22 protein-coding genes, 1 tRNA gene and 1 pseudogene are annotated in these 26,292 nt (G+C 65.1%); 13 read left to right on the top strand and 11 right to left on the bottom strand.

Annotated features, from left to right (window positions below):
• A complete protein-coding gene (locus ACQ4MJ_RS12690; RefSeq protein WP_121419532.1) occupies positions 1–234 on the top strand; it encodes a hypothetical protein in 234 nt (77 codons plus the stop codon).
• Positions 235–462: 228 nt separating this feature from the next.
• Here ACQ4MJ_RS12690 and ACQ4MJ_RS12685 read toward each other — a convergent pair whose 3' ends face one another.
• From ACQ4MJ_RS12685 to ACQ4MJ_RS12650, 8 genes are all read right to left on the bottom strand, one after another.
• The gene (locus tag ACQ4MJ_RS12685; protein ID WP_431152445.1) at positions 463–2,685 is read right to left on the bottom strand and encodes a hypothetical protein; all 2,223 of its coding nucleotides are present in this window, start codon (positions 2,683–2,685) and stop codon (positions 463–465) included.
• A 147-nt stretch (positions 2,686–2,832) separates the two neighbouring features.
• Positions 2,833–5,079 carry a hypothetical protein gene (locus ACQ4MJ_RS12680; RefSeq protein WP_431152446.1) on the bottom strand — a complete coding sequence of 749 codons (2,247 nt, stop codon included), beginning with the start codon at positions 5,077–5,079 and terminating at the stop codon, positions 2,833–2,835.
• Between the two features lie 239 nt (positions 5,080–5,318).
• Positions 5,319–6,152 carry a zinc-dependent peptidase gene (locus tag ACQ4MJ_RS12675; protein WP_431152447.1) on the bottom strand — a complete coding sequence of 278 codons (834 nt, stop codon included), beginning with the start codon at positions 6,150–6,152 and terminating at the stop codon, positions 5,319–5,321.
• A gap of 36 nt (positions 6,153–6,188) precedes the next feature.
• Complete coding sequence (locus ACQ4MJ_RS12670; RefSeq protein ID WP_431152448.1) at positions 6,189–6,980, bottom strand: UDP-2,3-diacylglucosamine diphosphatase; 792 nt, start codon at positions 6,978–6,980, stop codon at positions 6,189–6,191.
• Between the two features lie 16 nt (positions 6,981–6,996).
• Entirely contained in the window at positions 6,997–7,503 is a 507-nt protein-coding gene (locus ACQ4MJ_RS12665) for a peptidylprolyl isomerase (protein ID WP_121419538.1), read from the bottom strand.
• Positions 7,504–7,533: 30 nt separating this feature from the next.
• Positions 7,534–8,115 (bottom strand): peptidylprolyl isomerase, encoded by a 582-nt coding sequence (locus tag ACQ4MJ_RS12660; RefSeq protein WP_431152449.1) that lies wholly within the window; start codon positions 8,113–8,115, stop codon positions 7,534–7,536.
• Positions 8,112–9,398 carry a L,D-transpeptidase family protein gene (locus tag ACQ4MJ_RS12655; RefSeq protein WP_055393541.1) on the bottom strand — a complete coding sequence of 429 codons (1,287 nt, stop codon included), beginning with the start codon at positions 9,396–9,398 and terminating at the stop codon, positions 8,112–8,114. The genes ACQ4MJ_RS12660 and ACQ4MJ_RS12655 overlap by 4 nt, the downstream gene beginning before the upstream one ends.
• An 85-nt stretch (positions 9,399–9,483) precedes the next feature.
• Positions 9,484–10,581: a L,D-transpeptidase Cds6 family protein gene (locus ACQ4MJ_RS12650; RefSeq protein ID WP_431152450.1), complete on the bottom strand. Its 1,098-nt coding sequence runs from the start codon at positions 10,579–10,581 to the stop codon at positions 9,484–9,486.
• 215 nt (positions 10,582–10,796) lie between these two features.
• On the opposite strand from ACQ4MJ_RS12650, the gene cysS reads away from it, so the two are divergent.
• From cysS to ACQ4MJ_RS12615, 7 genes and pseudogenes are all read left to right on the top strand, one after another.
• Positions 10,797–12,179 carry a cysteine--tRNA ligase gene (gene cysS / locus ACQ4MJ_RS12645; RefSeq protein WP_431152451.1) on the top strand — a complete coding sequence of 461 codons (1,383 nt, stop codon included), beginning with the start codon at positions 10,797–10,799 and terminating at the stop codon, positions 12,177–12,179.
• Positions 12,180–12,226: 47 nt separating this feature from the next.
• Complete coding sequence (locus tag ACQ4MJ_RS12640) at positions 12,227–12,901, top strand: DNA-3-methyladenine glycosylase family protein (RefSeq protein ID WP_199727020.1); 675 nt, start codon at positions 12,227–12,229, stop codon at positions 12,899–12,901.
• Positions 12,902–13,014: 113 nt separating this feature from the next.
• Positions 13,015–13,992, top strand: coding sequence for an acetyl-CoA carboxylase carboxyltransferase subunit alpha (locus tag ACQ4MJ_RS12635; RefSeq protein ID WP_055400675.1), 978 nt, complete (start codon positions 13,015–13,017; stop codon positions 13,990–13,992).
• 171 nt (positions 13,993–14,163) lie between these two features.
• Positions 14,164–16,017, top strand: a complete 1,854-nt coding sequence (locus ACQ4MJ_RS12630) for a methyl-accepting chemotaxis protein (RefSeq protein ID WP_431152452.1) — start codon at positions 14,164–14,166, stop codon at positions 16,015–16,017.
• A gap of 127 nt (positions 16,018–16,144) precedes the next feature.
• The gene (gene tilS, locus ACQ4MJ_RS12625) at positions 16,145–17,110 is read left to right on the top strand and encodes a tRNA lysidine(34) synthetase TilS (RefSeq protein WP_431152453.1); all 966 of its coding nucleotides are present in this window, start codon (positions 16,145–16,147) and stop codon (positions 17,108–17,110) included.
• A 27-nt stretch (positions 17,111–17,137) separates the two neighbouring features.
• Positions 17,138–17,674 (top strand): annotated as a pseudogene (locus tag ACQ4MJ_RS12620) (ACT domain-containing protein); the annotation flags it as partial.
• Between the two features lie 10 nt (positions 17,675–17,684).
• Positions 17,685–17,777, top strand: a tRNA-Ser gene (locus ACQ4MJ_RS12615).
• A 105-nt stretch (positions 17,778–17,882) separates the two neighbouring features.
• Here the strand turns inward: ACQ4MJ_RS12615 and ACQ4MJ_RS12610 are convergent.
• Genes ACQ4MJ_RS12610 through ACQ4MJ_RS12600 form a run of 3 tightly spaced genes read right to left on the bottom strand, consistent with a single transcriptional unit; the run spans position 17,883 to position 20,457 of the window.
• On the bottom strand, positions 17,883–18,314 hold the full coding sequence (locus ACQ4MJ_RS12610) for an RNA-binding S4 domain-containing protein (protein ID WP_055400419.1): 432 nt from the start codon (positions 18,312–18,314) through the stop codon (positions 17,883–17,885).
• Positions 18,311–19,777 carry a sensor histidine kinase gene (locus ACQ4MJ_RS12605; protein WP_431152454.1) on the bottom strand — a complete coding sequence of 489 codons (1,467 nt, stop codon included), beginning with the start codon at positions 19,775–19,777 and terminating at the stop codon, positions 18,311–18,313. The genes ACQ4MJ_RS12610 and ACQ4MJ_RS12605 overlap by 4 nt, the downstream gene beginning before the upstream one ends.
• Positions 19,774–20,457, bottom strand: a complete 684-nt coding sequence (locus ACQ4MJ_RS12600) for a response regulator transcription factor (protein WP_055400466.1) — start codon at positions 20,455–20,457, stop codon at positions 19,774–19,776. The genes ACQ4MJ_RS12605 and ACQ4MJ_RS12600 overlap by 4 nt, the downstream gene beginning before the upstream one ends.
• A 125-nt stretch (positions 20,458–20,582) precedes the next feature.
• Between ACQ4MJ_RS12600 and ACQ4MJ_RS12595 the strand changes: the two genes are divergently transcribed.
• The 5 genes from ACQ4MJ_RS12595 to ACQ4MJ_RS12575 all read left to right on the top strand — a co-directional run bounded on the left by ACQ4MJ_RS12595 (position 20,583) and on the right by ACQ4MJ_RS12575 (position 26,221).
• Entirely contained in the window at positions 20,583–21,542 is a 960-nt protein-coding gene (locus ACQ4MJ_RS12595) for a Bug family tripartite tricarboxylate transporter substrate binding protein (protein ID WP_431152455.1), read from the top strand.
• A gap of 97 nt (positions 21,543–21,639) precedes the next feature.
• On the top strand, positions 21,640–22,158 hold the full coding sequence (locus ACQ4MJ_RS12590; protein WP_055400468.1) for a tripartite tricarboxylate transporter TctB family protein: 519 nt from the start codon (positions 21,640–21,642) through the stop codon (positions 22,156–22,158).
• A 12-nt stretch (positions 22,159–22,170) separates the two neighbouring features.
• Entirely contained in the window at positions 22,171–23,676 is a 1,506-nt protein-coding gene (locus ACQ4MJ_RS12585) for a tripartite tricarboxylate transporter permease (protein ID WP_431152456.1), read from the top strand.
• A gap of 226 nt (positions 23,677–23,902) precedes the next feature.
• Complete coding sequence (locus ACQ4MJ_RS12580) at positions 23,903–24,583, top strand: DUF2325 domain-containing protein (RefSeq protein ID WP_218299293.1); 681 nt, start codon at positions 23,903–23,905, stop codon at positions 24,581–24,583.
• A 129-nt stretch (positions 24,584–24,712) separates the two neighbouring features.
• Positions 24,713–26,221, top strand: a complete 1,509-nt coding sequence (locus tag ACQ4MJ_RS12575) for a sigma-54 interaction domain-containing protein (RefSeq protein WP_055400429.1) — start codon at positions 24,713–24,715, stop codon at positions 26,219–26,221.
• Positions 26,222–26,292 lie beyond the last annotated feature (71 nt).

The following is a 26,292-nucleotide window of genomic DNA, read 5'->3' as shown; positions in this document are numbered from 1 at the left end:
ATGACACACGTCACCTGGGACCACAACCCGCCGACCACCTGGACAGCGATGGCGGACGGGCAAGCACTTTGCTCCATCAAGCGCAAGGACATTGGCGGCTGGACGGCGGTCTGGATGGATGAGCGCCTGTGGCCAGCGCCACCCCATCTGCCCAAGGCCATGCCCCAGCCCACACGGTTTTTCAGCAGTCTGGAAGAAGCCAAACTGGCGGTCGAGCAGGCGCTGTCGGCGTGAACCGTTGTCGGGCCTGAATCCGTCAGGCATCCAGCAGCTTGCTGGATTCCATCAGGTGTTGAAGGGCTTTGTTTTTTATAGCGGCCAACGCAATACCAACGGGCGCCAGGGCCGACACTGATTCGTGAAACTGCTTTTTTGCAGCACCCACCCGCCATGCCGACTGCAAGGCGCCAAAGGGCCTTGCACCTTGGCCCCTTCGGTGCGCCAGGGGCCGCAGCCCCTTGGTCAGGGCAGTTTGACGGCCGCCACGGCGTTGGACGTGGAGAGGTACAGCGTAGCGCCATTCACGGCGATGCCCGTGGGTTCGTCGATCAGGCCCGGCAGTGGGCCGGCCGCGAACCCCTTGTTCCAACGCTGGCCCACCAGCGTGCTCACCTGGCCATCGGCTCCGATCTTGCGCACCACGCGGTTGCGCGGATCGGTCACGTAGATGTTGCCGCTGGCATCGGCGGCCAGCCAGGCGTGCGAGTCCGAAATGGGCGCGCCCGTGTCGACCGTCAACTGCGCCGAGGCCGCCGGGCCGTCCACGAGCCCCGGCTGCAGGTCTGGGCGCCCCGCGATCGTGCTCACCACCCCGGCGGGTGTGATCTTGCGGACGGTGGGGCCCACACCCGTCGCGTTGTGGTAGCGGCCGTCCACCACATACAGGTTGCCGGCGGGGTCCATGGTCATCTGGCCCATGGCGGAGAACTGCGCTGAGGCGGCCGGGCCGTCGGCGTGCCCGCGCGCGTTGGGGTTTCCCGCAAACACGCTGACAGCGCCGGCCGGGGTGATCTTGAAGATTACGCTCCGCAGGGACACCGCATACACGGTACCGCCGCTGTCGACGACCATGCCGGTCAGCCCCTCGAGCAGGAAGCCCGGTATCGCGTCGAATGCGGCGGTGAGGTCGGCATGCACCGTGACGTTGCCGGCAGGGCTGGTCTTCAGGATGCGCTTGAAGTCATACGAATAGATGTTGCCGGCACCGTCGATGGACAGCGGCGCCGATCCGCAGTAGGCCACGTCGTTGATCGGCCCGGTGACTTGCGCGCACGGGTTCTTGGCCCGGCCGAGCGTGGCCACCGTGCCATCAGGCGTGACGGTGCGCAGTGCGGCGTTGTTGCGGTCACGCACGTACAGCGTGCCAGCCTTGTCCACCGCCAGCGCGCCGGGGCTGTCAAAGCGCGCGGCGCTGCCGCGGCCGTCGGCATGTCCCGGCAACGGGGCGGTACCTACCTGCAGGTCGGGCGCACCATTGCGCGGCATGCGGTAGATGACCGCGTACGTTTGAAAGGTGTCGGAGGGACCGCTTTCCGTGATGAGAAAGCGGCCTTCGGCGTCCACCGCCAAGCGTTTGCCCGCGCAGAAGGCAGGCGGCAGGCCGTCGGCGCCGTAGTTGCAGTCTGCCGCGCGTCGCACGGTGGTCACGGAGCCATCGGCCGCAATCTCGCGTACGGGGGTGCCCTCATGCCGGTCCAGAACGAAAACTCGGTTGGAGCGGTCTATCGCGATGGCCTGCAGCGCACCAAATTTGGCCGCGCTAGCCGCTCCATCCACGTGACCCGCGTTATTGAGGGCCACAGTGCCCGACAGCACCGTCGCCTGGCCGTTGGGCGCGTACTTGCGCACTACGTGGTCGTTGGGGTCTGCAGCGTACAGGGCTCCTGTGGAATCGGTCGCTAGGTTGACGGGGTACAGGCGGCTAGGGTTGTTGCGCCCGAAGCCCGGGGTGGCGTTCTGGCTGGCCCTGAAGATGACCGTTGTGACTGCCCCTGCGGGTGTGATTTTGCGAATGGGATTGCCTGTCGGCGTCTGGGAGAAGTCTTGCAAGGTTGGCGCCCATTCGGACACATACACATTGCCCTCCCGGTCCACAGCAATGCTGGTCGGGCTGCACAGCGTGGCCGCCGTGCCCGTGCCATCGGCATTGCCGCACACGCCCACCTGGCCGGCCAGCGTGGTGACGTTGCCTGCGGCATCGATCTTGCGCACCAGATGATTACCGGCGTCTGCCACATAGGCGTTGCCAGCCGCATCCACTGCCACGGCCAAGGGGACATTGAAGCGGGCGGCGGTGCCCGCGGCATCCAGGTAGCGTGGGCCTTCGCTGCTGGCGTCGCTGCGGGTGGGGCCACCGCCCGCCCAGGTGCTGAGCTGCCCGGTAGGCGCGAGCCGGCGAATGGTGTGGTTGCCCGGGTCGGCAATCAGTACGTCGCCGGTGGGTGTCAGTGCCATGCCGCCGCTCTCGGTGCTGAGCTTGGCAGCCGTGCCCAGGCCTTCCTGCGTGCCCGGCCCCTCGGTGGTGCCGGCCAGCAGCGCCAAGGGCGTGGCGGGCGGCGGTGGAGGCGGCGGGGGCGGCGCGTCACCGCCCGAACCTCCACCGCAGGACACCAGCGCGGACACGGCCAGTGAGGCCCAGAGTGTGCGGGACAGCCGATGGCGGCTGGATATGGGTGAACTTGGCATGGGCGTGTACCTCAGTAAAAGTGATGAACGGATGGGCGCGTCCGCCAGCTGGCATGCTGCAGCAGTGACGTAAAAGGAATGAGGGGGGTGCCGTGGCCGCAGCACGCCCAGCGTGGGCGCCACGCACCACGGTCAACCGGGTGCTGACTACGGCAACTGCACCTGTACCACGGCGTTCGGCACCGAGAGGTACATCATGCTGCCGCGCACGGCGATACCTGTCGGGCGGTTGATGATGCCCGGCAGGTCGCCCGCAGCAAAACCGTATTTCCATGCCTGGCCCACCGAAGTACTGACCTGGCCATCGGTGCCGATTTTGCGGACCACGCTGGTGAAGGGATCGGTGACATAGACGTTGCCTCGGTTGTCCACGGCGAGGCTGGCCGTCTGCGCGGGCCAGCCTGCGTACTGCTGAACGGTGAAGCGGGCGGCAGCGGCAGGACCATCCGCGTAGCCAGGGGCCGCGGCGGGGCTGCCCGCCAGCGTGGTGACCGCGCCGGACGGCGTGATCTTGCGAACGGTCGGCCCCACCTTGTTGGTGTCGTAAAACAGGCCGTCGATCACATACAGGTTGCCCGCCGCATCGGTGGTCATCTGACCCAGCGCCGAGAACTGCGCCGCCGCGCCTTGTCCGTCCACATGGCCCACCGTGCCCACGCTGCCGGCAAACAGGGTGACTTCGCCCTTGGTATCGATCTTGAAGATGGCGCCCTTCAGGCTGGCGACGTACACGTTGCCGGCGGTGTCGGCGGCAATGCCGGATGCGACACCGAGGAAAGCCGTTGGCACCTTGTCCAGCCATGGCGCCAGGTCGGCCAGAAGCACGGCTTGGCAGTTGGCGGTTTTAAGGACGCGCGCACCGTCAATGGTGTAGAGGTTGCCCGCGCCATCGGTGGCCAAGGGGGCCGTGGAGTTGGACAGCACGTCCTCGCCCAGGCCGGTGATCGCAGCGCAATGGCCGCCTGGCTTGCCCAGGGTGCGCACGAGGCCGTCGGCCTGCACGGTGCGGATGGTGCGGTTGCCCGCGTCGCGCACGTAGAGCGTGCCGGCAGGGTTCAACGCAATCGAGCCAGGTGTGGCGAACCGCGCGCTGCTGCCCTGTCCATCGTCCGCACCTGCGGCAGCGGGGATGCCGGCCACCACGGTGGAGGTGCCTTGGGGCGTGTAGCTGCGCAGTTGGGCATAGCTGAAAGTATTGAAGCCCGCAGCGGAGCGGGTCATGCCGGTTTCGGCGACGAGGAACCGTCCGTCGGGAGTGACTGTCATCTGGTCCGCCGTGCACAAGGTGCCTGGCGCGGCCCCACTCGCGTCGCCTTCGAAGTTGCAGGCATTGGCGCGAACGAGGGTGGTCACGCTGCCGTCGCTGCCGATCTGGCGGATGGCCGGGGTTCCGTACCAGTCCAGTAAGAACAGGCGATTCGCTGTGTCGAATGCAATCGCCTTGAGGTAGCTGAACTTTGCCACGGATGCGGCACCATCCGTATTGCCCTCGTTGTTGGCGGCTACGACGCCGGACACCACGGTGGGCTGGCCATCGGCCGCATATCGGCGGATCACATGGTCATTGGGATCTGCCGCGTGGAGTACCCCGGCTGAGTCGGTGGCCAGAAGCACCGGACGGTAGATCTCGACGGCAGGGCCGGAGATGAAGACCAGCGTCGGGTTCTGGCTGGCCTTGCTGGTCAGCGTGGTCACTTCACCCGTTGGTGCGATCTTGCGGATCGGGTTGGCAATTGAACTGTGTGTCGTGGACTCCCTGACTTCCGCCACATACACGTTACCAGCCTTGTCTACGGCAATGCTGGCAGGCCTGCACAGCGTTGCCGCGCTGCCTGTGCCATCCTGGTTGCCGCAGACGCCGGGCTTGCCCGCGAGGGTGGTCACTGCACCGGCCGCGCTGATCTTGCGCACCAGGTGGTTGTCGGTGTCCGCCACGTAAGTGTTTCCGGCCGCGTCGACCGCAACGCCCATGGGGCGGTAGAACCGTGCGGCCGTGCCGGAGCCGTCGGCATGGTTGGACGGGACGTTGAACACCCCGGCATCGCCGCCACCCGCCAAGGTCGTGACCTGCGTCCTGTCGGTGCTGAGTTTGCGGACCTGGTTGTTGCCACTGTCCACGATGATGACCTCGCCCGTGCTGTTCACGGCCATCCCGCCGATGTAGGCACTGAGGCGCGCGGTGGACGGCGCTGCGCCATCCAGGTTACCCGCACCGTCGGTGTTGCCAGCCAGCAGCGACAGGGCCGTCGCGGGGGCAGGAGGGGGCGGCGCGGGTGGTGGGGGGGTAACGGGGTCGGAAGAGCCGCCACCGCCGCATGCGCTGAGCAGCGGGACTACCAACGCAGCAAGAATGCCCACGCGTTGGAACGGAATCCTTGAGACAACACCTGACATGAAGCGCTTTCTGATGAAGAGATTGGGAGCACCACCTTTGCGCCATCTTTGAGAGTGTTGGGCCGCGCGGTGGTCGTGTCTCTCCGAGGCTACCGCAAAGATACGAAACGAATGCATATTGTTTCGATTCGCAACAGATGCAGACGATGGGCATGCCAGAGTCACGGCGACGGTTGCCCTGATCTGCATTGCAAACGCTTGGCGTTGAGGCCGCCTCGCCTTGGTGGCTTCAATATTTTTCAGGACGAGCTGGGCCCCTCGGCAACGAAGAATGCATCCAGCACCGGCATCAGCGCCGGAAACTCCTGTGCAAAACGCTCGCGGTTGACAAAGTACGCCTCGCAGGCCACCGCAAAAAACTCGGACTGTGATGTGGCCCCGTAGGCGTCCAGCCAGGGGCGTTCTGCTCCAAAGCGCTCGGCCAGGATCACACGCTCGCGGAACTGCTCGTACGCTGGCTCCCAGGCGGCCCACCAGGCCTCGTAGGCGGCGCGTCCGGCGCGTGTCCCCATGAAGCCTGCGGGCAAGGGCGGGCAGCCGTTGGGTTCGCCGCTCTTCATGTCGAGCTTGTGCACGAACTCGTGCACCACCACGTTGTGGCCGCGTGCCGTGTTCTCGGTGGCATTGGCCACGTGCTCCCAGCTGAGCATGATGGGGCCGCGCTCCATGGCCTCGCCCAGCAGCACCTGGGTGTGTTCATGCACCACGCCGGCCTCGTCCACCGTCTGGCGGCGTGCCACGGCTTCGCCAGGGTGCAGCACGATGCCCACAAAATCGTCGTACCAGTCGAGCGCCTTTGCCGGGTCGCCCCAATGCAGCAGGGGCAGGCAGGCCTGCGCTGCAATGTCGATGGCCATGGCGTCGGTCACCACCAGGCCGTGGGCGCCGTGGAACTCCTTGTGGTGCAGAAAGAGGGCGCTCAAGGCGCGCAGCTTGGACTGGTCGTGCAGCGAGAGCGCCGCCAGAAACGGGTAACGCTGCAGGGTCTGGAGCCACAGCGTGGCCGAGATGTCGGGCACGGGGGCCACCGTGGCGCGGACGCGGCTCCAGAGCCGATGGAAAAGAGGGGGCATGGCGATCAGGCAGCGGGTGGTGAAACCCCGCGCAGTTCAGGATCGCGAGTACTTGGGGGTCAGGGACCGCCGTTCCAAGCCCGTTTGCGACAAACGCAGTGTTTCCGCGCGGGGCGGTCGTGCAGCGGCATCCCAGTCGCTGAGCACCACCCGCTGCAGGCCGGGCTCCAGCACATGGTCGGCGGGGCGGTGGGTGTGGCCGTGAATGAGTGTGTGCGCCTGGGCCGCCTGGAGCCAGGTGATGGCGGCCGGGCCGTCTACATCGGCATAGATCGCGCCCGACTGTTTGCGCGCCTCACTCTCCTGGCGGATGCCACGCGCCTGCGCGCGACGTGTGGCCAGGGGCTGCGCCAGAAACTGCCGCTGCCACTCGGCGCTACGCGCCTGCACGCGAAAGCGCTGGTACTCGACATCGTCCAGGCACAGCAGGTCGCCGTGGCTGAGCACGAAGCGCTGGCCGCCAAACACCAGCACCGTGGGGTCTGCCAGGCCAGTGATGCCACACTGCGCCAGGAACCCCGGGCCCGCCAGAAAGTCGCGGTTGCCGTGCATGAAGTAGACGGGCAGGCGCTGCGCGGCGGCCCGCAGGGCGGCGCAGCCTTCGGCCTCGAAACTACCAGGTTCGCCCATGGCGTCATCGCCCACCCACACCTCGAACAGGTCGCCCAGGATGAAGAGGGCATCGGCCGTGGTGGTGGCCAGGTAGTGCTCGAAAGCGGCCACTGTGGCGGGCTCGCTGGCCTGCAGGTGCAGGTCCGAAATGAAATCGACCGTGCGCCAGTGCGATGGAGCGACAAGCTCCTCGAACCGGGGCACGGTCGTGGTCACGGACTTGGAAGTCAGATCAGAGAGCGACTGCCTTCTCGATGATCACGTCTTCCTTCGGCACGTCGTCATGAAAACCCTTGCGGCCCGTCTTCACGGCCTTGATCTTGTCCACCACGTCGGTGCCCGACACGACCTTGCCGAACACGGCATAGCCCCAGCCCTGGGCCGAAGGTGCGGTGTGGTTCAGGAAGCCGTTGTCGGCCACGTTGATGAAGAACTGGGCGGTGGCCGAGTGCGGGTCGCTGGTGCGGGCCATGGCCACGGTGTAGTTGGCGTTCTTGAGGCCGTTGTTGGCTTCGTTTTCGATGGGCGCGTCAGTGCCCTTCTGGGTCATGCCGGGCTCAAAGCCGCCGCCTTGCACCATGAAGCCAGGGATCACGCGGTGGAAGATGGTGTTGTTGTAATGGCCCTTGTTCACATAGGCCAGAAAGTTCTCGACCGACTTGGGGGCCTTGGCGGCATCGAGTTCGAGGGTGATGACACCGTAGCCGGTGATGTGCAGTTCGACCTGGGGGTTGCTCATGGCAATGCTTCCTTCAAAAAAATGGCGGGGTCACTTCACCAGGGTGGCGGAGTTGATGGTGACGGGAGTGGTGGGCACGTTCTGGTGCGGGCCCTTGTTGCCGGTGGCCACGGCCTTGATCTTGTCCACCACGGCCGTGCCTTCGATCACCTTGCCGAACACGGCATAGCCATGGCCGTCGGGGCTCGGGGCGTTGAGCATGGCGTTGTCCTTCACGTTGATGAAGAACTGCGATGTGGCCGAGTTGGGGTTGCCCGTGCGCGCCATTGCGATGGTGTAGGTGTCGTTCTTGAGGCCGTTGTTGGCTTCAAGGGGAATAGGGGCCTTGGTGGGCTTGGGAATCAGGTCGGCGGTGTAGCCACCGCCCTGGATCATGAAACCATCGATCACGCGGTGGAACACGGTGCCGTCATAGGTCTTGTCCTTGACGTAGCCCAGGAAGTTTTCCACCGTCTTGGGCGCCTTGGCCGGGTCGAGTTGCACCACGATGTCGCCCATCGAGGTAGACAGCTTGACCTTGGGGGCGTCTTGCGCCTGTACGGATGCTACTGAAAAAATAGCTGTCAGCGCAATACCTGCAAGCGCCAGGGTCGAATTTCTTCTGGAAATCATCCAATCACTCCTTCGAAAAATATCTGCCATTGTTGGCCCCGCCGCGCCCAGTACTGGCGTTTGACGGGACCCGTGCGGGCGCCTTCGGCGACTTCGCCGAACGTTACCACCATGGTGTCGGCGGAGTCTGTCCAGCGCAGGTAAGACTTGTCCTTGAGATGGAGTTCCCGGCCTTTCAGGGCGCGGGTCTCCGCCTGGAGCACCTGGGTCCATTCGTTGAGCGGTTTTTTGCGGTAACTCTGGAAGTCTGGCGCGTAAAAGCCCAGCAACCGGTTCATGTCGCCCTGGGTCTTGGCGTTGCGCCAGGCATTGAGCACCGCGTCGAAAGACTTGCGGTCCGCCTGCACGGCGTGGGGCGCTACCCACTGCAGCTGGCGCGCAATGACCACGGGGGTGGAACGGGGCTCCACCGTGCGCAGAATGCGTTCCAGGTCGGGATTGGCCAGCACCAGGCAGCCATCGGTGGCCAGGGGCGCGCGGGCAAACTGGTCGGGTGGCGTGCCATGCAGCCAGATGCCGCTTCCGGTCTTGCCCCGGCTCTGGTCCAGGGGGTTCGGGTAGTTGATGGGCAGCGCGCCTGCGCCGTAGAAGTCCTTGAGCGTGGCGGGGTCCAGGCGGCTGGTGATGAAGTACACACCAAGCGGTGTGCGCTGGTCGCCCTCCAGGCTTTTCTCGATACCCAGCTTGCCGACCGAGGCGTAGTAGTCGGCCACCAACTGCAGGCCCTTGGGCGTGTTCTCGAAAAGGTACAGGCGCGAGCGCGAAGCGTCCACTGCAATGGCATGGCGCGAGCGGGGCGAGAGTTCCAGGAACTGGGCGGGAATGCTGTGCGCGGGTGGGCGGCTGCGCTGGGCGTCCACGCGCTGGCGCGATTCGTTGCGCAGCTCTTCCAGGGTGGTGGCTACCTGCAGGCTGCGTGCTGTGTCGGGCTCTGGCACATCGCCCATGCGGCGGATGGGCCGCGTGCGCGACATCAGCAGGTCGCCCACGGCCAGTTGCGCCAGCTGGAAGTTGGGATAGTCACGCGCCAGGGTTTCGGCCTGGGCCAGTGCCTCGCGGCTGCGGCCTTCTGCGATGAGCTTGTACACGGCCAGCAGGCGTGTTTCTGCCTGTCCGTCGCGCAGGTTGGGCGCCTTGGTGTCGGCTGGCTCTGTCGAAGGCTGGGTGGCGGCGCGGCGTACTTTTCCGCTCTGGGCGTGCGCCGGTGCTGCCTGCAGCAGTGCGGCGAGGAACAGGGTGCCTGCCGCAGCCCGGCGGCTTGGTGCGGACAACTCCACAAACATGCGCGGTTTCAGGTTCAGGCCTTCAGGGGCTCGGCAGCAGGCACAGCCCGCGCACGCTGCGCAGGCCCAGGGTCGGGGTTCACAGTCAACCGCCTGTGGATTCGCGGACGATGGTCCAGCGGCCGTTGTGGTTCACCAGGTCCAGCGTCTTGCGGCTCGTGACGTTGAGTGCATCAGCGGTATAGGCCTGCCGAAAACGGGCGGTGGCCTTGTCGCCATTGACCGCAACGGTAACGTCGGACAGCTGCACGCTGATCTTGGACTTGCCCACGATGCGCGCCTCGCGCTCCTTTTCCCACGCTGAGCGCGTCTGGCGGCCGGGTGGATCGAACGATTTGTCGTAGGCGCCCAGATAGGCCTGCATGTCTTTGGACGACCAGGCGGCCGCCCATGCCTGCACGGCCGAGGTCACGGCCTGAACGGCTGCGGCATCGCTTGCTGCTGCCGGGGCGGCTGCGGGTGCTGGGGCTTGGGCTATAGCAGGAGCAGGAGCAGGAGCTGCAGTGGGCGCAGATGCGGGGATGGGTGTTGGGGTGGTTGCCGGGGTCGTTGCAGGGGCGGGTGCCACTGCTGCGGGTGGCGCTGGCCGCTGCGTGGCCACCACGGCAGGGGCCGTTGCCGGGGCTGCGGCGGCGGGGCGGCCCGGCTTGCCGACGGCTTCTGGCGCGAACAGCTCCCGGATCAGTGCCAGCTTGGGCTTGACGGAATTGGCGTTGGTGGCATCGAGCTGCAGCGCCTTGTTATAGGCCTGGCTGGCCAGCTTGGCGTAGATGTCGCCCAGATTTTCGTGGGCAGTGGCGTAGCTGGGGTTGGTGCGGATTGCCATCTCCAGCGCCGTGCGTGCCTTGTCCAGCTGGTTCTGGTTGGCGTAGAGCACTGCCAGATTGTTGTAGGGCTCGGGCAGCTCTGGGTATTCTTCGGTCAGCTTGGTGAAGGTGGTGATGGCGTCGGCAGGCTTGCCCGAATCTGCCTGAGCCACGCCACGCAGGAAGCGCAGCTGCGGGTCGCGTGGGTTGGTGGCCAGGCGCTGATCGGCCTTGGCGAGCGCGTCGGCCGACTTGCCTGCTTTGATCAGCTGGGTGATTTCTGTGTAGTCGTCGGCCTGGGCCGCGCCAGTGCCCAGCAGCGCGGTCAGTGCCAGCAGGCGCAGGAGGCGTGGAAGTGTGCGGCGGACTTGCTTCATGGGGACTTCAAAGGTGTGGGGCAGCGTCTGTCCCGGGCGGGGGCTTATACTGCGGCGGATTGTAGCTGAGGGGGTTGTCATGACGGAACGCTGTTGCCGCGGGTGATTTCGCTGTAGGCCCCTCGCTGGGCCAACCCTTCGCCAGGGGCCTTTGCCCCCAGCTGCCGGGTGGATTTTCATTCACCCACCACCCCATCCCCCGTTACTGAAATCCCATGAGTTTGCGCATCTACAACACGCTGTCGCGTGCATTGGAAGACTTTTCCCCGCTCGAACCTGGCCATGTGCGCATGTATGTGTGCGGCATGACCATCTATGACCTGTGCCACATCGGCCACGCCCGCATGATGATGGCCTTTGACGTGGTGCAGCGCTGGCTCAAAAGCAGTGGCTACCGCGTTACCTACGTGCGCAACATCACCGATATCGACGACAAGATCATCAAGCGCGCGCTGGAGCGCGGCATCACCATCCGTCAGCTCACCGACGAGATGATTGCCGCCATGCACCAGGACATCGGCCTGCTGGGCATCGAGCCGCCTTCGGCCGAGCCCCGCGCCACCGAATATGTGCCCCAGATGCTGTCGCTGATCGGCCAGCTGGAAGGCAAAGGCTTGGCCTACCGCGCGAGCAACGGCGATGTGAACTACTCGGTGCGCAAGTTCGACGGCTACGGCAAGCTCTCGGGCAAGTCGCTCGATGAACTGCGTGCGGGTGAACGCGTGGCCGTGCTCGATGGCAAGGAAGACCCGCTCGACTTTGTGCTGTGGAAGTCTGCCAAGGCCGAGGAACCACCCGAGGCCAAGTGGGAAAGCGCTTTTGGCGCCGGCCGCCCCGGCTGGCACATCGAATGCTCGGCCATGAGCTGCGCCACGCTGGGCGAAACCTTTGACATCCATGGCGGCGGGGCCGATTTGCAATTCCCCCACCACGAAAACGAAATCGCCCAGAGCGAAGGCGCCACGGGCAAGCCGCTCGCGAAGTTCTGGGTGCACAACGGTTTTGTGCGCGTGGACAACGAGAAGATGTCCAAGAGTCTGGGCAACTTCTTCACCATCCGCGACGTGCTCCAGCAGTACGACGCCGAGACGGTGCGGTTCTTCATCGTGCGGGCTCACTACCGCAGCGCGCTGAACTACAGCGATGCCCATCTGGACGACGCGCGCCAAGCGCTCAAGCGCCTGTACACGGCGCTAAGCCTGGTGGCGCCCGCCGATGTGGCAGCCATCAACTGGGCCGATCCCTACGCCGCGCGTTTCAAGGCGGCCATGGACGAGGACTTTGGCACGCCCGAGGCCGTGGCCGTGCTGTTTGATCTGGCCGGTGAAGTCAACAAGACGCGATCGGCCGCGCTGGCGGGGCTGCTCAAGGCGCTGGGGGGATGCCTGGGCATTCTGCAAGGTGACCCCAAAGCCTTTCTGCAAGCGGGTGCCAGTGGCGTGGACGAGGCCGACATCCAGGCGCAGATCGCCGCCCGCGCTGCCGCCAAGGCTGCCAAGAACTTCGCTGAGGCCGACCGCATCCGCCAGGCGCTGCTTGCCCAGGGCATCGTGCTCAAGGATTCCGCCGCAGGCACGACCTGGGAAGCTGCGCAGTGAAGCTGGTTTTTATGTCAAATATGCCTCTGGCGCAGGTGAGGTAAGCGGTGGCAGCTCTTAAGAAGATAGCGAGCGATGCCGCAACGCCGCCGCTGGTGCTGGCCACGCCCGACTATTGGGCCGAGGCCTGCAAGCACCTGGTGAAGAAGGACCGGGTGATGAAGCGCCTGATCCCGCAGTTGGGCGATGCCGCGCTGCGTACGCGGGGTGATGCGTTCGTCACGCTGGCGCGCAGCATCGTGGGCCAGCAGGTGTCCGTCGCGGCGGCGCAGGCCGTGTGGGAGCGCTTCGTCGCGCTGCTGCCGCGCGGCATGAAGCCCGCCAGCGTGCTCAAGCTCAAGATCGACGATATGCGGGCCGCAGGCCTGTCGGCGCGCAAGGTGGATTACCTGGTGGACCTGGCCATCCACTTTGAACAAGGCAAGCTGCACGTGAAGGACTGGGCGGCGATGGACGACGAAGCCATCATTGCCGAGCTGGTGGCCATCCGGGGCATTGGTCGCTGGACGGCCGAGATGTTCCTGATCTTCTACCTGATGCGCCCCAACGTATTGCCCTTGGATGACCCAGGGTTGATCGCAGGGATCAGTCACAACTATTTCTCGGGCGATCCCGTCAGCCGCAGCGATGCGCGCGAGGTGGCCGAGGCCTGGAAGCCATGGTGCAGCGTGGCAACTTGGTATATTTGGCGATCGCTCGACCCCCTGCCGGTGGCTTACTGAAAACGGCTGACCCAGCCTGACGCGCTTTACAAAACTCGTTAACCGTCGGTTACAGTGCGTGCCATTCGTATTCGTGGCAGCCGCAACCGGCGCGATCCCCTAGGAGAAAAACGTTGGCGAAAAAGACCTTTCTGGATTTCGAGCAGCCCATCGCCGAACTCGAATCCAAAATTGAAGAACTGCGCTACGTGCAGACCGAGAGTGCCGTCGATATCTCGGAAGAAATCGACCAGCTGAGCAAGAAGAGCCAGCAACTCACCAAAGACATCTACAGCGAACTGTCGCCCTGGCAGATCACCAAGATTGCCCGGCACCCCGAGCGCCCCTACACGCTCGACTACGTGCGCGACATCTTCACCGACTTCGTGGAACTGCACGGCGATCGCCATTACGCGGACGACCTGTCCATCGTGGGCGGCCTCGCGCGCTTCAACGGCCATGCCTGCATGGTGCTGGGCCACCAGAAGGGGCGCGACACCAAGGAGCGCGCCATGCGCAACTTTGGCATGAGCAAGCCCGAGGGCTATCGCAAGGCCCTGCGCCTCATGAAAACGGCCGAGAAGTTCAAGCTGCCCGTGTTCACCTTTGTGGACACGCCCGGCGCCTACCCCGGCATCGACGCCGAAGAACGCGGCCAGTCTGAAGCCATCGGCCGCAACATTTTCGAGATGGCGCAGCTCGAAGTGCCCATCATTACCACCATCATTGGTGAAGGCGGCTCTGGCGGCGCACTGGCCATCAGCGTGGGTGACCAGGTCGTCATGCTGCAATACGCCATCTACTCCGTGATCAGCCCTGAGGGCTGCGCTTCCATCCTCTGGAAGACCAGCGACAAGGCACAGGAGGCTGCCGATGCCCTGGGCATCACCGCCCACCGCTTGAAGGCCCTGGGCCTGGTGGACAAGATCGTGAGCGAGCCCGTGGGCGGCGCCCACCGCGACCACAAGCAGATGGCGGCCTTCTTGAAGCGTGCCCTGGGCGATGCCTTCCGCCAGGTGGCCGACCTCAAGACCAAAGACCTGCTGGACCGCCGCTACGAGCGTCTGCAGAGCTATGGCCGCTTCAGCGACACCAAGGCCGATAGCCGCTGAGCGGTTGACTGCCCACCGCGCATTGCGCCCACGGCCCTTCGGGGCCGTTGTTGTTTTTGTGGTCAGAACCTAGCGCTCTGCGCGCTAACCACCACTGGCGCACAGGCTGATACCGGATGTAACATGGCTCAATCCTCCCGTCCGTGCGGGTGGATCAAGAAGGGGTGCCCCATGTCGCTTCTGAAGACGCTCAAAGGCCAGATTCTGGTGTTGTCCGCCCTGTGTATGGTGGCCGCCCTGCTGGTACTGACCCTGGTCAACTACTTCTCGGCACGCGGGCAGGCGCAGGTGTCGCTGGCGGAAGAGGGGCTGGCCACGGCCAAAAGCCACGCCGAGACCATTGAGGAATGGGCGCGGGGCAAGTCGGCGATCATTGCGGCGTCCGTCACCGCATTTGAAGAGCCCGAGCCCGCCAAGCCGCTGGCCATGCTGCGGGACGCTGGCAAGTTCAGTACCGCCTATTTTGGCTATGCCGACAAAAAATACGTGTTCTCTGAAACACGCAATTTGCCGGCAGATTACGACCCCACTGCGCGGCCCTGGTACAAGCAGGCGGCGCAGGCGGGAACGTCGGTCGTCACGCCGCCCTACATTTCAGCGTCGGACCAGAAGCTCGTGGTGACGTTTGCCACCCCGGTGGGCGCAGGCGCAGCCCTCAAGGGGGTGGCGGCGGGCGATGTGTATATGGAGTCGGTGGTGGCAAATGTGGCCTCCATCCGGCCCACGCCCCAGAGCTTTGGGTTCCTGGTGTCAGCCGACGGCAAGATCATTGCCCACCGCGATCAGGCGCTCACCCTCAAGCCCATTGCGGAGCTGTCCAAAGACCTTGCGGTGGACAAATTGGTCGCAGCCGCCAAGGACAGTACCAGCCTGTTGCAAGCCGACATTGGAGGGCGCAACCGCCTGCTGAGTGTGGTTCCCATCGCTGGCACCTCGTGGATGCTGGTGGTGGCCCTGGATGAGAGCGAAGCGATGGCGCCCATCCGCGCCATGCTGGCCACATCCCTGGTCTCCAGCGTGTTGGTGTTGCTGGTGGCCGTCGGGTTGCTGGGCGTGATCCTGACCCGGCGCCTGCGCCAGTTGACCCTGGTGCGCGACGCCATGCACGAGATCGGCACAGGCGACGGTGATCTGTCGCGCCGCATCGACGCGCAGGGCGAGGACGAACTGGCGCAAATTGCCGCCAGCTTCAACAGCTTTGCGGGCAAGCTCTCGGGTGTGCTGGCGCAGATTCGTGATGCCAGCAGCTCGGTGCGCGTGGCGGCCGAAGAGATCGCCACGGGCAACCAGGACCTGAGCGGGCGCACCGAACTCACGGCCTCCAGCCTGGAGGAAACCTCCGCATCGATGCAGCAGCTGACCGAAACCGTGCGCCATAACGCAGACTCTGCCCGGCAGGCCAACCAGCTGGTGGCCCAGGCATCCAGCGTGGCGCAGCACGGTGGCCAGGTGGTGGGCAATGTGGTGACCACCATGGAGCAGATCAATGCCGCGTCGCGCAAGATCAACGACATCATTGGAGTCATTGACGGCATCGCCTTCCAGACCAACATCCTCGCATTGAATGCGGCGGTAGAGGCAGCGCGCGCTGGCGAGCAGGGCCGGGGCTTTGCGGTGGTGGCCAGCGAAGTGCGCAGCCTGGCTGGGCGCAGTGCGGAGGCGGCCAAGGAAATCAAGCAGCTCATCAGCGCGTCGGTGGAACAGGTGGAAAACGGCTCGCGCCTGGTGCATGACGCGGGCACCACGATGAAAGACATCGTGACCTCGGTGCAGCGCGTCACGGACATCATGGCCGAGATCACGGCCTCGACCAACGAGCAAAGCACCAGCATCAACGAGGTCGGGCAGGCGGTATCGCACTTGGACCAGATGACCCAGCAGAACGCCGCGCTGGTGGAGCAAAGCGCCGCCGCTGCCCAGAGCCTCAAGGACCAGTCAGTGCGGCTGTCGGAGGTGGTGGGCACGTTCCGCCTGTCCGCCGATGCCTCACGCGCCGGGCCGCGTTTGTCCGCGCCAGCCGGTTGATGGGATGAAGGGGGCAGGCGAGGGAAAGGTGCCCGCGATAATCGGCGCCCATGCATTCCCGCTCTGTCCATCGCTTTTGTGTGCTTGATGCGCCACCACCGCTCCGTGGCGCGGGCCGGGTGCCGCAGTGACCCAGTCTTTCGACGCTGCCATGCAGGCCTTTGCCCCCACACTGCCACTGGCTGTGGGTCTGAGTGGCGGGGCTGATTCCACGGCGCTGCTGCTGGCTTGTGCGCGCCGGTGGCCTGGGCAGGTGCAGGCCATCCATGTGCACCACGGCCTGCAGGAGGCGGCCGATGGGTTTGAGCGGCATTGCACCGCCTTGTGCCAGGGCCTTGGCGTGCCGCTGTGGGTGGAACGGTTGGATGCCCGCCATGCCCCGGGCCAGAGCCCCGAAGATGCCGCCCGACAGGCAAGATACAAGGCTTTTGAGGCTGTAGCGCTTGCCAGTCAATCGCAAATAGCTATCAAATCAATAGCAATTGCGCAACATGCGGATGACCAGGTTGAGACGCTGCTGCTGGCGTTGTCACGTGGCGCAGGCGTTGCCGGGCTGGCCGCCATGCCTGCCCGGTGGGAACGCGCTGGCGTGGTCTGGCACCGCCCGTTGCTGCCGGTGGCCGCCGGAGACATTCGCAGCTGGCTGCGAGCGCAGGAACAGGGCTGGGTGGAAGACCCCACCAACACCGACGAGCGCTACACCCGCAACCGCATCCGCGCGCAGCTACTGCCTGCGCTGGAGGCCGCCTTTCCGGCGTTTCGCGACACGTTCGCCCGCTCGGCCTCCAACGCCGCGCAGGCCGCTGAGCTGCTCGAAGAACTGGCGCAGCAGGACCTGGCGCGCGTCGGTGCACCGCCGCAGATCGCTGCACTGCAGGGCTTGAGCCGCTCGCGCCAGGCCAACGTGCTGCGCCACTGGTTGCGCCAGTTCCACCACACCACACCCGCGGCGGCGCAACTGGGCGAGCTGTTGGACCAGATTGCGGCCTGCACCACGCGCGGCCACCGCATCCACATCAAGGTGGGGCGTGGCTTTGTGGTGCGGACCGGGCCCGCCCTTGACTGGTGCGACCCCCAAGTTGGGGAGCTCTAGTTGCCCGAACATCGCAAGGCACCCTGCGAGGAAGGCAAAAAAATGGAACAAGCCGTCGTACCCGGCATCGTGGTCAACCGCGACGAGGCCAAGATCTCCGTGCTGGGCGTGCCTGGCCAGCGCGGCCTTGCCCGCGAGATCCTGGGCGCGGTGGGTGATGCCAACATCGAAGTCGGCGTGATCATCCAGAACGTGAACAAGGACGGAAAAACCGACTTCAGCTTCACCGTGCACTGCACTGACTATGCCCGCACCATGGACCTGCTCCAGGAGAAGGTGGTACCCACACTGGGGGTGCAGGAACTGGTGGGGGACACCACCATCTGCGCGGTGAGCATCGCCGGTATCGGCATGCACAGCCCTGTGGGGATGGCCAGCAAGATGTTTAGTGCCCTGAGAGAAGAGGGCATCAACATCCAGATGATCTCCACGTCCGCAATCAAGACCTCGGTGGTGATCGACGAAAGGTACGCCGAGTTGGCCGTGCAAAGCCTGTGCAGAGCATTCGAGTGTGACCAGCAAGCCGTACCAGACTGCCTGAATCGGCTCAGAAATGGGGCATAATAGCGGGATTGGAAACGTGACCGAGTGGCCGAAGGTGCTCCCCTGCTAAGGGAGTATGGGGTGTAGAGCCTCATCGAGGGTTCGAATCCCTCCGTTTCCGCCAAGATAAAGCCCAAGTGATTCATTCACTTGGGCTTTTTTCTTGTGAAGCATTCGTCTTGGCGCCTTGTCTGCCGCGCCTGGCGAATCCGCCTGACTCACGCTGCGCTCATTCGTCGATGGACGCGCTCCAGCGGCTGCCCCAATCGCCCCCCTTGTTGCTCACCTTGTCGATCTCGCGCCGATCCCGTTTGGTAGGGCGGCCTTCGTGCAACGTGGCGGCGGGTTCTGGTGCTAGGCGGCGCAACTCCGCAGCCTTTTCGCGGGTGGCGATGCTATCGGGCGTTTCCTGGTACAGCTGTTGGGCGACAGGTGCTGGGCCGCGCGCTCCGCTCAGGCCCATCACCAGCACCGTACGGGCAACCGGCCCCTGGCGCAGCGCGACGGTATCGCCGCAGCGCAGGTCCCGCGCGGGTTTGGCCAGTTGGCCATTGACGGTGACGCGGCCTTTGCCGATTTCTTCGGTGGCCAGGCTGCGGGTTTTGTAAAAGCGCGCGCACCAGAGCCACTTGTCCAGCCGCATTGTCTCCAGGGTGTTCATGCCGGGGATTGTGCCGCGTGTACGGGGTTGCCCATGTCAGCCGATGGCGCGGCCAGTGGCAGGCGCACCACGGCGTCCAGCCCTGTCAGTCTGCTGCCCACCATGCGGTTGGTTAAGGCGATGCTGCCACCGAGGGCTTGCACGATCTCGTGGCAGATCGCCAGGCCCAGGCCGCTGCCCGCGCGCACGTCGCCGGCCGAAAAGGGCTGAAAGAGGCGTGTCGCCAGTTCGTCGTCGATGCCGGGGCCGTGGTCGCTGATGGTCAGCGCCACATGGTGGCTGTCGGTGCGCAGATCCACCGTGAGTTCACTGCCCTGTGGGGCGTGGCGCACGGCGTTGTGCAACAGGTTGCGGCTCAGCTCGCGCAGCATCCACTCATGAGCCTGCACCCGTGCGGGCTCGGTGTGTATGCCGAAATCCAGGTCGCGCTGGGCGATCAGGGGCGAGATTTCTAGCGCCACGGTACGCAGCATTTCGTCCAGCCGTGTGGTCGGTGGGGTGCTTTGCTGGCGCAGTTGCTCCACCTTGGCGAGAGCCAGCATCTGGTTCGCCAGCTGGGTCGCGCGGTCCACGGTGTCGCTGATTTCATGCAGGGCCTGCTGGGGCTCCACATCGCCGCGCAGTGCAGACTGCACCTGGGTCTTGAGCACCGCCAAGGGCGTGCGCAACTGGTGCGAGGCATCGCGCACAAAGCGCTTCTGGTGCCGCAGCAGGTGGCGCAGGCGCTGCATGACCTCGTTGGTGGCATCGATCAGCGGCTGCAGTTCGCGCGGGGTGGAGGGGGCTGCGATGGGGCTCAGGTCGCCCTCCCTGCGCCCTTGTAGCTGCAGGCTCAGCTGCCGCACAGGGTGGATGGCCCGCTGCACCACCAGCACCACGGTCAACGCGATCACGGCGACGAGCAGGGCCTGGCGCAGCAGGGTGTTGCGCAGAATCTGCAAGGCCAGGGTTTCGCGCACCTCCAGGGTTTCGGCCACCTGGATCACGGCCATGGTGCGGCCTTCCGAGCTGGCCACGGGCTGCAGCAGCACGGCCACGCGCACATCGCGCTCCCGAAAGCGGTCGTCGTAGAAATCCACCAATGCCGCATACGGCGGGCGGGCCGGTATCTGGCCGCGCCATACCGGCAGTTCGGCAAATCCAGAAACCAGGTCGCCTTGCAGGGTGGACACACGGTAGAACATCTGGCTCTGGTTGTCCGCCTCAAAGGCTTCCAGCGCGGAGTAGGGCACCGTGGCGCGCAACTCTGCCGCTTCGTCGTAGCCCCGCACATCGAGTTGCTCGCTGATGCTTTTGGCCGATGCCAGCAGGGTGCGGTCATAGGCCGTATTGAGCGAGGCCAGGGTCTGCTGGTAGAGGCTGTAGGTGTTGAACCCGATGAACAGTACCACTGGCAGCAGAATACCCAGCAGCAGGCGCCTGCGCAACGAAGGGTGGCGGCCCGAGTCCGTTGCAGCGCTCATGTGTCGGCCCGCAGCAGGTAGCCCAGCCCGCGCAGGGTCATCAGCGTGAGGCCTGTGCCTGCCAGCTTCTTGCGCAGGCGGTACACCACGACCTCAATGGCCTCGTACTGCACATCCAGCTGGCCGGGGAACACCAGTTCGTACAGCCGCTCCTTCGTTACAGCATGGCCGGGCTGGGCGAGCAGAGCGTGCATCAGCGCCAGTTCGCGCGGTGTCAGCTCCATCACTTCGCCATTCAGGTAGAGCGCGCCGCTGTCCTTGTCGTAACGAATGGCGCCGATCTGCACGGTGCTGGGCGCCAGCGGCGCCACGGTGGGATCTGCGCTGCGCCGCACCAGGGCGCGCAGGCGCGCCTCCAGCTCGTCCAGGTCAAAGGGTTTGGGCAGGTAGTCATCGGCACCCGCGTTCAGGCCCATCACGCGGTCGCCCACAGTGCCGCGTGCAGTGAGGATGAGCACGGGGGTGCGCAGCCCGCGCGAGCGCGCCTGCTGCAGCACCTGCAGGCCGTCGAGCCCGGGCAGGGTCAGGTCCAGGATCACCGCGTCGGGCTGCCGTGCGGCCCACTGGCTGAGCGCCGCGCGGCCGTCGCCCACGGCGGTGACTTCCATGCCACGGCGTGTCAGGGCGCGGTGCAGCGTGGCTTGCATGGTGGGGTCGTCTTCAACAAGAAGCAATTGCATGCGCGGCACCATAGCACCGTCTCATCGGGCCGGTCGCATGAGTGTTTTCCCTGAGTTCATGGACAGCCGTTTGACAGGCAGGGCGCGCATCATCGAGCGGTTCGCAAACCTTACAAGGAGACACCATGCGTCGCGATACCTTCCTCAAATCACTGGCTGCCATGGCCGCCGCAGGCGTGTTGCCTGTGTCGGCCCAGAGCGCTCCGGCCCTCAAGATGATGATTCCCGCCAACCCCGGCGGTGGCTGGGATTCCACCGGCCGTGCCCTGGGCAAGGCCATGCAGGATGCGGGCGCAGCGGCGTCGGTCTCCTATGACAACAAGGGTGGCGCCGCCGGTGCGATCGGTCTGGCCCAGTTCGTCAATGCCAGCAAGGGCGATCCCAACGCGATGATGGTGATGGGCGCCGTGATGCTGGGCGGCATCATCACCGGCAAGCCTCCGGTCGGCCTGGACAAGGTCACGCCCCTGGCGCGCCTGACCAGCGAATACAACGTGTTCGTGCTGCCCGCGAACTCGCCTTTCAAGACCATGAAGGATGTGGTGGACCAACTCAAGAAGGACCCCGGCAGCGTGAAGTGGGGCGGTGGTTCGCGCGGCTCTACCGAGCACATTGCGGCAGCCATGATTGCGCGCGAAGTGGGCGTGGACCCCGCCAAGATCAACTACGTGGCGTTCCGTGGGGGTGGTGAGGCCACCGCCGCCATCCTGGGCGGCAACGTCACCGTGGGCGGCAGCGGCTACAGCGAGTTTGCCGAGTACATCTCTGCGGGCAAGATGCGCGCCGTGGGCGTCACCTCGGGCTCGCGTCTGAAGGGCGTGAACGTGGCCACGCTCAAGGAGCAGGGCATCAACGTGGAAATCGGCAACTGGCGCGGCGTGTATGGCGCGCCCGGCATCACGGCCGAGCAGCGCAAGGCACTGATCGACGCCCTGTCCAAGACCTTCAAGCACAAGGCCTGGCAGGATTCCATGGAGAAGAACGGCTGGACCCCTGCATGGATGGCCGGTGACGAGTTTGCCAACTTTGTGGACGCCGAGTTCGCCAGCATGCGCGCCACGATGGCCAAGTCTGGAATGATCTGATCTGATCTGAGACAAGCAAGCAGGTCAAGGCGCTGGCTGCGCGCCCCTGACAGGGGTGTGCGGCCATGCCGCCGGCCGCTCGGTGCGAAAGAAAAACATGACACAACAACATTCATCGCGCTCCAAGCCTTTGCAGACCCTGATCGGTGCGGGGCTGGTGGTGCTGGCGCTGTGCCTGGCCTGGGGGGCCAGTTCGGTCAGCTCTGAGGCTGGCTATGGCGGTGTAGGCCCCAATTTCTTTCCCTGGGTGGTCAGCATTGCCATCCTGATTTGTGGTGTGCTTTGCGTGGTGCACGCGCTGACGGGCGGGTTTCGCGACCTGGAAGAAGGTTCCGGCGACACGCACGCCCACTGGAAGGGCTTCATCTGGGTGTCGGCCGGGCTGTTGCTCAATGCCTTGCTCATCACCACGCTGGGCTTCATCCTGAGTTGCGCACTGTGCTTTGTGCTGTCGGTGCGGGGCTTCAGGAGTTCGGAAGGCGAGTTGGACCTGCGCCTGCAGGCCTGGATCAAAGACTCCGCCATCGGCGTGGCCGTGTCTGCGCCTGTGTTCTGGATGTTTACGCAATTGCTGGCCATCAACCTGCCCGGCCTGACCAATACGGGGTGGCTGTAAAGCCTGCATGTTATGGATACCTTAAACCTTTTGATGCAGGGTTTTGCGACCGCTGCAACACCCATCAACCTGATGTGGGCCTTTGTGGGCTGCATCATCGGCACCGCCGTGGGCGTGTTGCCTGGCATTGGCCCGGCCGTGGCGGTGGCCATGCTGCTGCCCATCACCGTCAAGGTCGAGGCCACAGCCTCCATGATCTTCTTTGCGGGCATCTACTACGGCGCCATGTACGGCGGCTCCACCACGTCCATTTTGCTCAATACGCCCGGTGAGGCCGGGTCCATGGTCACGGCCATGGAGGGCAACAAGATGGCCAAAAGCGGCCGCGCTGGTGCGGCGCTGGCGACCGCTGCCATTGGCTCGTTTGTGGCGGGCACCATTGCCACCATCCTGGTCACGTTCTTTGCGCCCCTGGTCGCGGAATACGCTGTGCGCCTCGGTCCGCCCGAATACTTCATGCTGATGGTGCTGGCCTTCACCACCGTGAGCGCGGTGCTGGGCAAGAGCACGCTGCGTGGCATGGTCGCGCTGTTCGTTGGCCTGGCCATGGGCCTCATTGGTATCGACCAGCTCACCGGGCAAGCCCGCTACACCGGCGGTGTGCCAGAGCTGATGGACGGCATCGAGGTCGTGCTGATCGCCGTGGGCCTGTTTGCCGTGGGCGAAGCCCTGTACAACGTGATGTACGAAGGCCGCACCGACGAAACGCAGAACCGCCTGACCAGCACGCACATGACCAAGGAGGAGTGGAGGCGCTCCTGGCCTGCGTGGATTCGCGCCACGTTCATCGGTTTTCCGTTTGGCACCGTGCCCGCTGGCGGTAGCGAGATCCCGACATTCCTGAGCTATGCCGCTGAAAAGAAGCTGAGCAAGAACCCCGAAGAGTTCGGCACCACCGGCGCCATCGAAGGTGTGGCCGGCCCCGAAGCCGCCAACAACGCGGCCATCACAGCCACGCTGATCCCGCTGCTCACGCTGGGCATTCCCACATCGAATACCACGGCCATCCTGCTTGGCGCGTTCCAGAACTACGGCATCCAGCCCGGCCCCCAGTTGTTTGACACCAACGGTGCGCTGGTGTGGGCGCTGATCGCGTCGATGTATATCGGCAACGTGATGCTGCTCATCCTGAACCTGCCTTTGGTGGGCCTGTGGGTCAAGCTGCTGAACATTCCCAAGTCGTACCTGTACGCGGGCATTCTGGTGTTCTCCACGCTCGGTGTGTATGGCATGCGCCAAAGCGCGTTCGACCTGGTGCTGCTGTATGCGATTGGCCTGCTGGGCGTGGTGATGCGCCGCTTTGACTTCCCGGCTGCGCCGGTGGTGGTGGGCATGATCCTGGGTCCCTTGGCGGAAGCCCAGATGCGCAATGCCGTGGCCATTGGCGAAGGCAAGTGGAGCATCTTCGTGGAGCGTCCAGGCTCGCTGACCCTGATCGTCATCGTGCTGGCCGTGCTGATCGTGCCGCGCCTGCTGCGGCGCTGGGCGGCGCGCAAGCTGGCATTGGTGCAGACCTGACCGGCGCGCAGCGCGCGCCCTTCACCCCAAAAAAAACCGCGCTGCAATGGCGCGGTTTTTTGTTTCTTGGGGCACCCGTTGGCACGAATGTTTTTTCAGCATCTGCGCAAGTCAGACACCGGGGGCTGGACGCCCCCGGTGCCCTCCCCACCAAGGTGACTTGCGTGCTCACAAGCCGTGGATCGTACCATAAAATGCGAATAGTTCTTATTTGCAAAGGTGGCGCATGCATTCACTTCCGCAGGAGTTTCTGGCACTTTGCCGCCACTTGGGCGATGTGCAAAAGCGCTGCAGTGCCACGGTGGCAGCCCAGGCGGCGCAGATCGAGGCCCTCCAGGCCCAGGTGCTGCGGCTGCGTGCCGAGGTGATCGTGCGGGACACGCGCCTGGCTATGGCGCAGGATGCGCTGGCGCAGTGGAAAGCGGCCCACCCCAGCCTGCCGCGCCGCAAGGCGATGGCCCGCCACATCAGCATGCTGGCCGAGCGCATTGCCAGTCTGTCGCGCGAATGCCTGCGCTGGCGGCTGGCGGCCGAGGCGCCCGCCCAGCCCGTGCAGCCCGAACGTAGTCTGGACGTGGCAGGCCATCCTTCTGCGGCCAAGGGCAAAGGCTGCGCCGAGCCCGATGCCGCGCCGGACGGCACCCTGGACGCCAATCTGGCCGCTGCCGACCTGGTGATCTGCCAGACGGGCTGCATCAGCCATGACGAGTACTGGCGCGTGCAGGACCACTGCCGCCGCACGGGCAAGCCCTGCATCCTGGTGGACCAACCCCTGGCAGTGCGCGAGGCTGAGGCGCTGGCCGCCGTTCAGCCCATGGTGGTACTGCGCATGACGCGCGCGCAGCGCCCGGTGGGCAATGCACAGGCGACCGACGGGTACGTGGTTCTGGATAAAAATAGCCTCTAGCGCTTGATGATATTGTGCTCATAGCTATAAAAATAGTAGCATCTGGATTTGCAGGTAAATGCGCGGCAGCTGCGCGGTGACAGCGGCGTGACTGTTCTTCGGCCCACCCCGCCGCGCTACCATCCGCAGATGCCTTTGCTCACCGATGACGCCCCCGCACTGCCGCTGGATGCCCAGGGCATCCTGGAACTGGCAGCACGCTCCATGTTTCAGCTGTTCTCCAGCGTCAGCCAGGGCATGTTCCTGGTGGACCGCAGCGGGCGCATCGTGTGGGTGAACGAGGGCTACCAGCGTTTTCTGCCCGACCTTGGGTTCTCTTCGGTGGACCAGTTTGTCGGCCGCACGGTGGAGGAGGTCATCCCCAACACCCAGATGCGCCGCGTGCTGGAGACCGGCCAGCCCGTGCTGATCGACCTGCTCACCAACAAGGCTGGCACCTTCGTGGTCAGCCGCATCCCGCTGCGCGACGATGCGGACCGCGTGATCGGCGCCATCGGCATCGTGCTGTTCGACCACCCCGAGACCACGCTGCAGCCGCTGATCAGCAAGTTTGCCCTGCTGCAGCGCGACCTGGACGATGCACGGCGCGAGCTGGCCAGCCAGCGGCGGCGCAGCCTGACGGTGGCGGGTGACGGCGAGCGGCGGTCCAAATACACCTTTGCCAGCTTCATCGGGTCGAGTCCCGCAGCGGCTGAGGTCAAGCGCCAGGCACGCCGTGCAGCGCAGTCCACCAGCCCGGTGCTGCTGCTGGGCGAGACAGGCACCGGCAAAGAGCTGCTGGCCCACGCCATCCACGCTGCATCCAGCCGTGCAAGCGGCCCGTTTGTCAGCGTCAACATCGCTGCCGTGCCCGACACGCTGCTGGAGGCCGAGTTCTTTGGCGTGGCGCCCGGCGCCTACACCGGCGCGTCGGCTAAGGGGCGCGATGGCAAGTTCAAGCTGGCCGATGGCGGCACGCTGTTCCTCGACGAAATCGGCGATATGCCCCAAAGCCTGCAGGCCAAGCTGCTGCGCGCGCTACAGGAAGGGGAGATCGAGCCGCTGGGCAGCAACAAGCTCGTGCCCTTCAACGTACGCATCCTGGCCGCCACCTCGCGCGATCTGGCTGGCCTGGTGCGTGAAGGCAAGTTCCGCGAAGACCTGTTTTACCGCCTGCACGTGCTGCCGGTGCGCGTGCCACCACTGCGTGCGCGGCGCAGTGACATTCCGGCACTGGTCGAGGCTCTGGGCGATGACCTGGCGCTGCGCAACGGCACGCCACCGCCTGAGCTGATGCCCGAGGCCATGGCCTTGCTCGCTGGCCAGCCCTGGCGCGGCAACATCCGCGAGCTGCGCAACGTGCTGGAGCAGGCCGTGATGCGCAGCGAGGGCCAGTCCATCGACGCGGCGCAGCTCGAACGCATCCTGCGCGAAGCGGGCGTGGAGCCCGCCGCGCCGGTGCAGGACACCACCGCCGTGGTGGTCGAGGCCGAGGACGAGTCGCGCTACCTGCGGCCCCTGGCCGAGCAGGTGGCCGAACTGGAGCAGCGGGCCATCCATGCCGCCATGAAGGCCCATGGCGGCAACAAGCTGGCCACGGCGCGGCAGCTCGGTATCTCACGCGCCACGCTCTATGGACGTCTGGAAAACCCTGAATAACTTTCAGGCAATTGCCTGAAAGTTAGACATTTATTGTGTATTAAATTCAGGCATTGTCTCCAGTGTGTGAG

Source organism: Acidovorax facilis, assembly GCF_050626955.1.
In the GTDB taxonomy this organism is placed as follows: domain Bacteria; phylum Pseudomonadota; class Gammaproteobacteria; order Burkholderiales; family Burkholderiaceae_C; genus Acidovorax; species Acidovorax facilis.
This window is presented reverse-complemented; position numbering and strand designations above follow the sequence as displayed.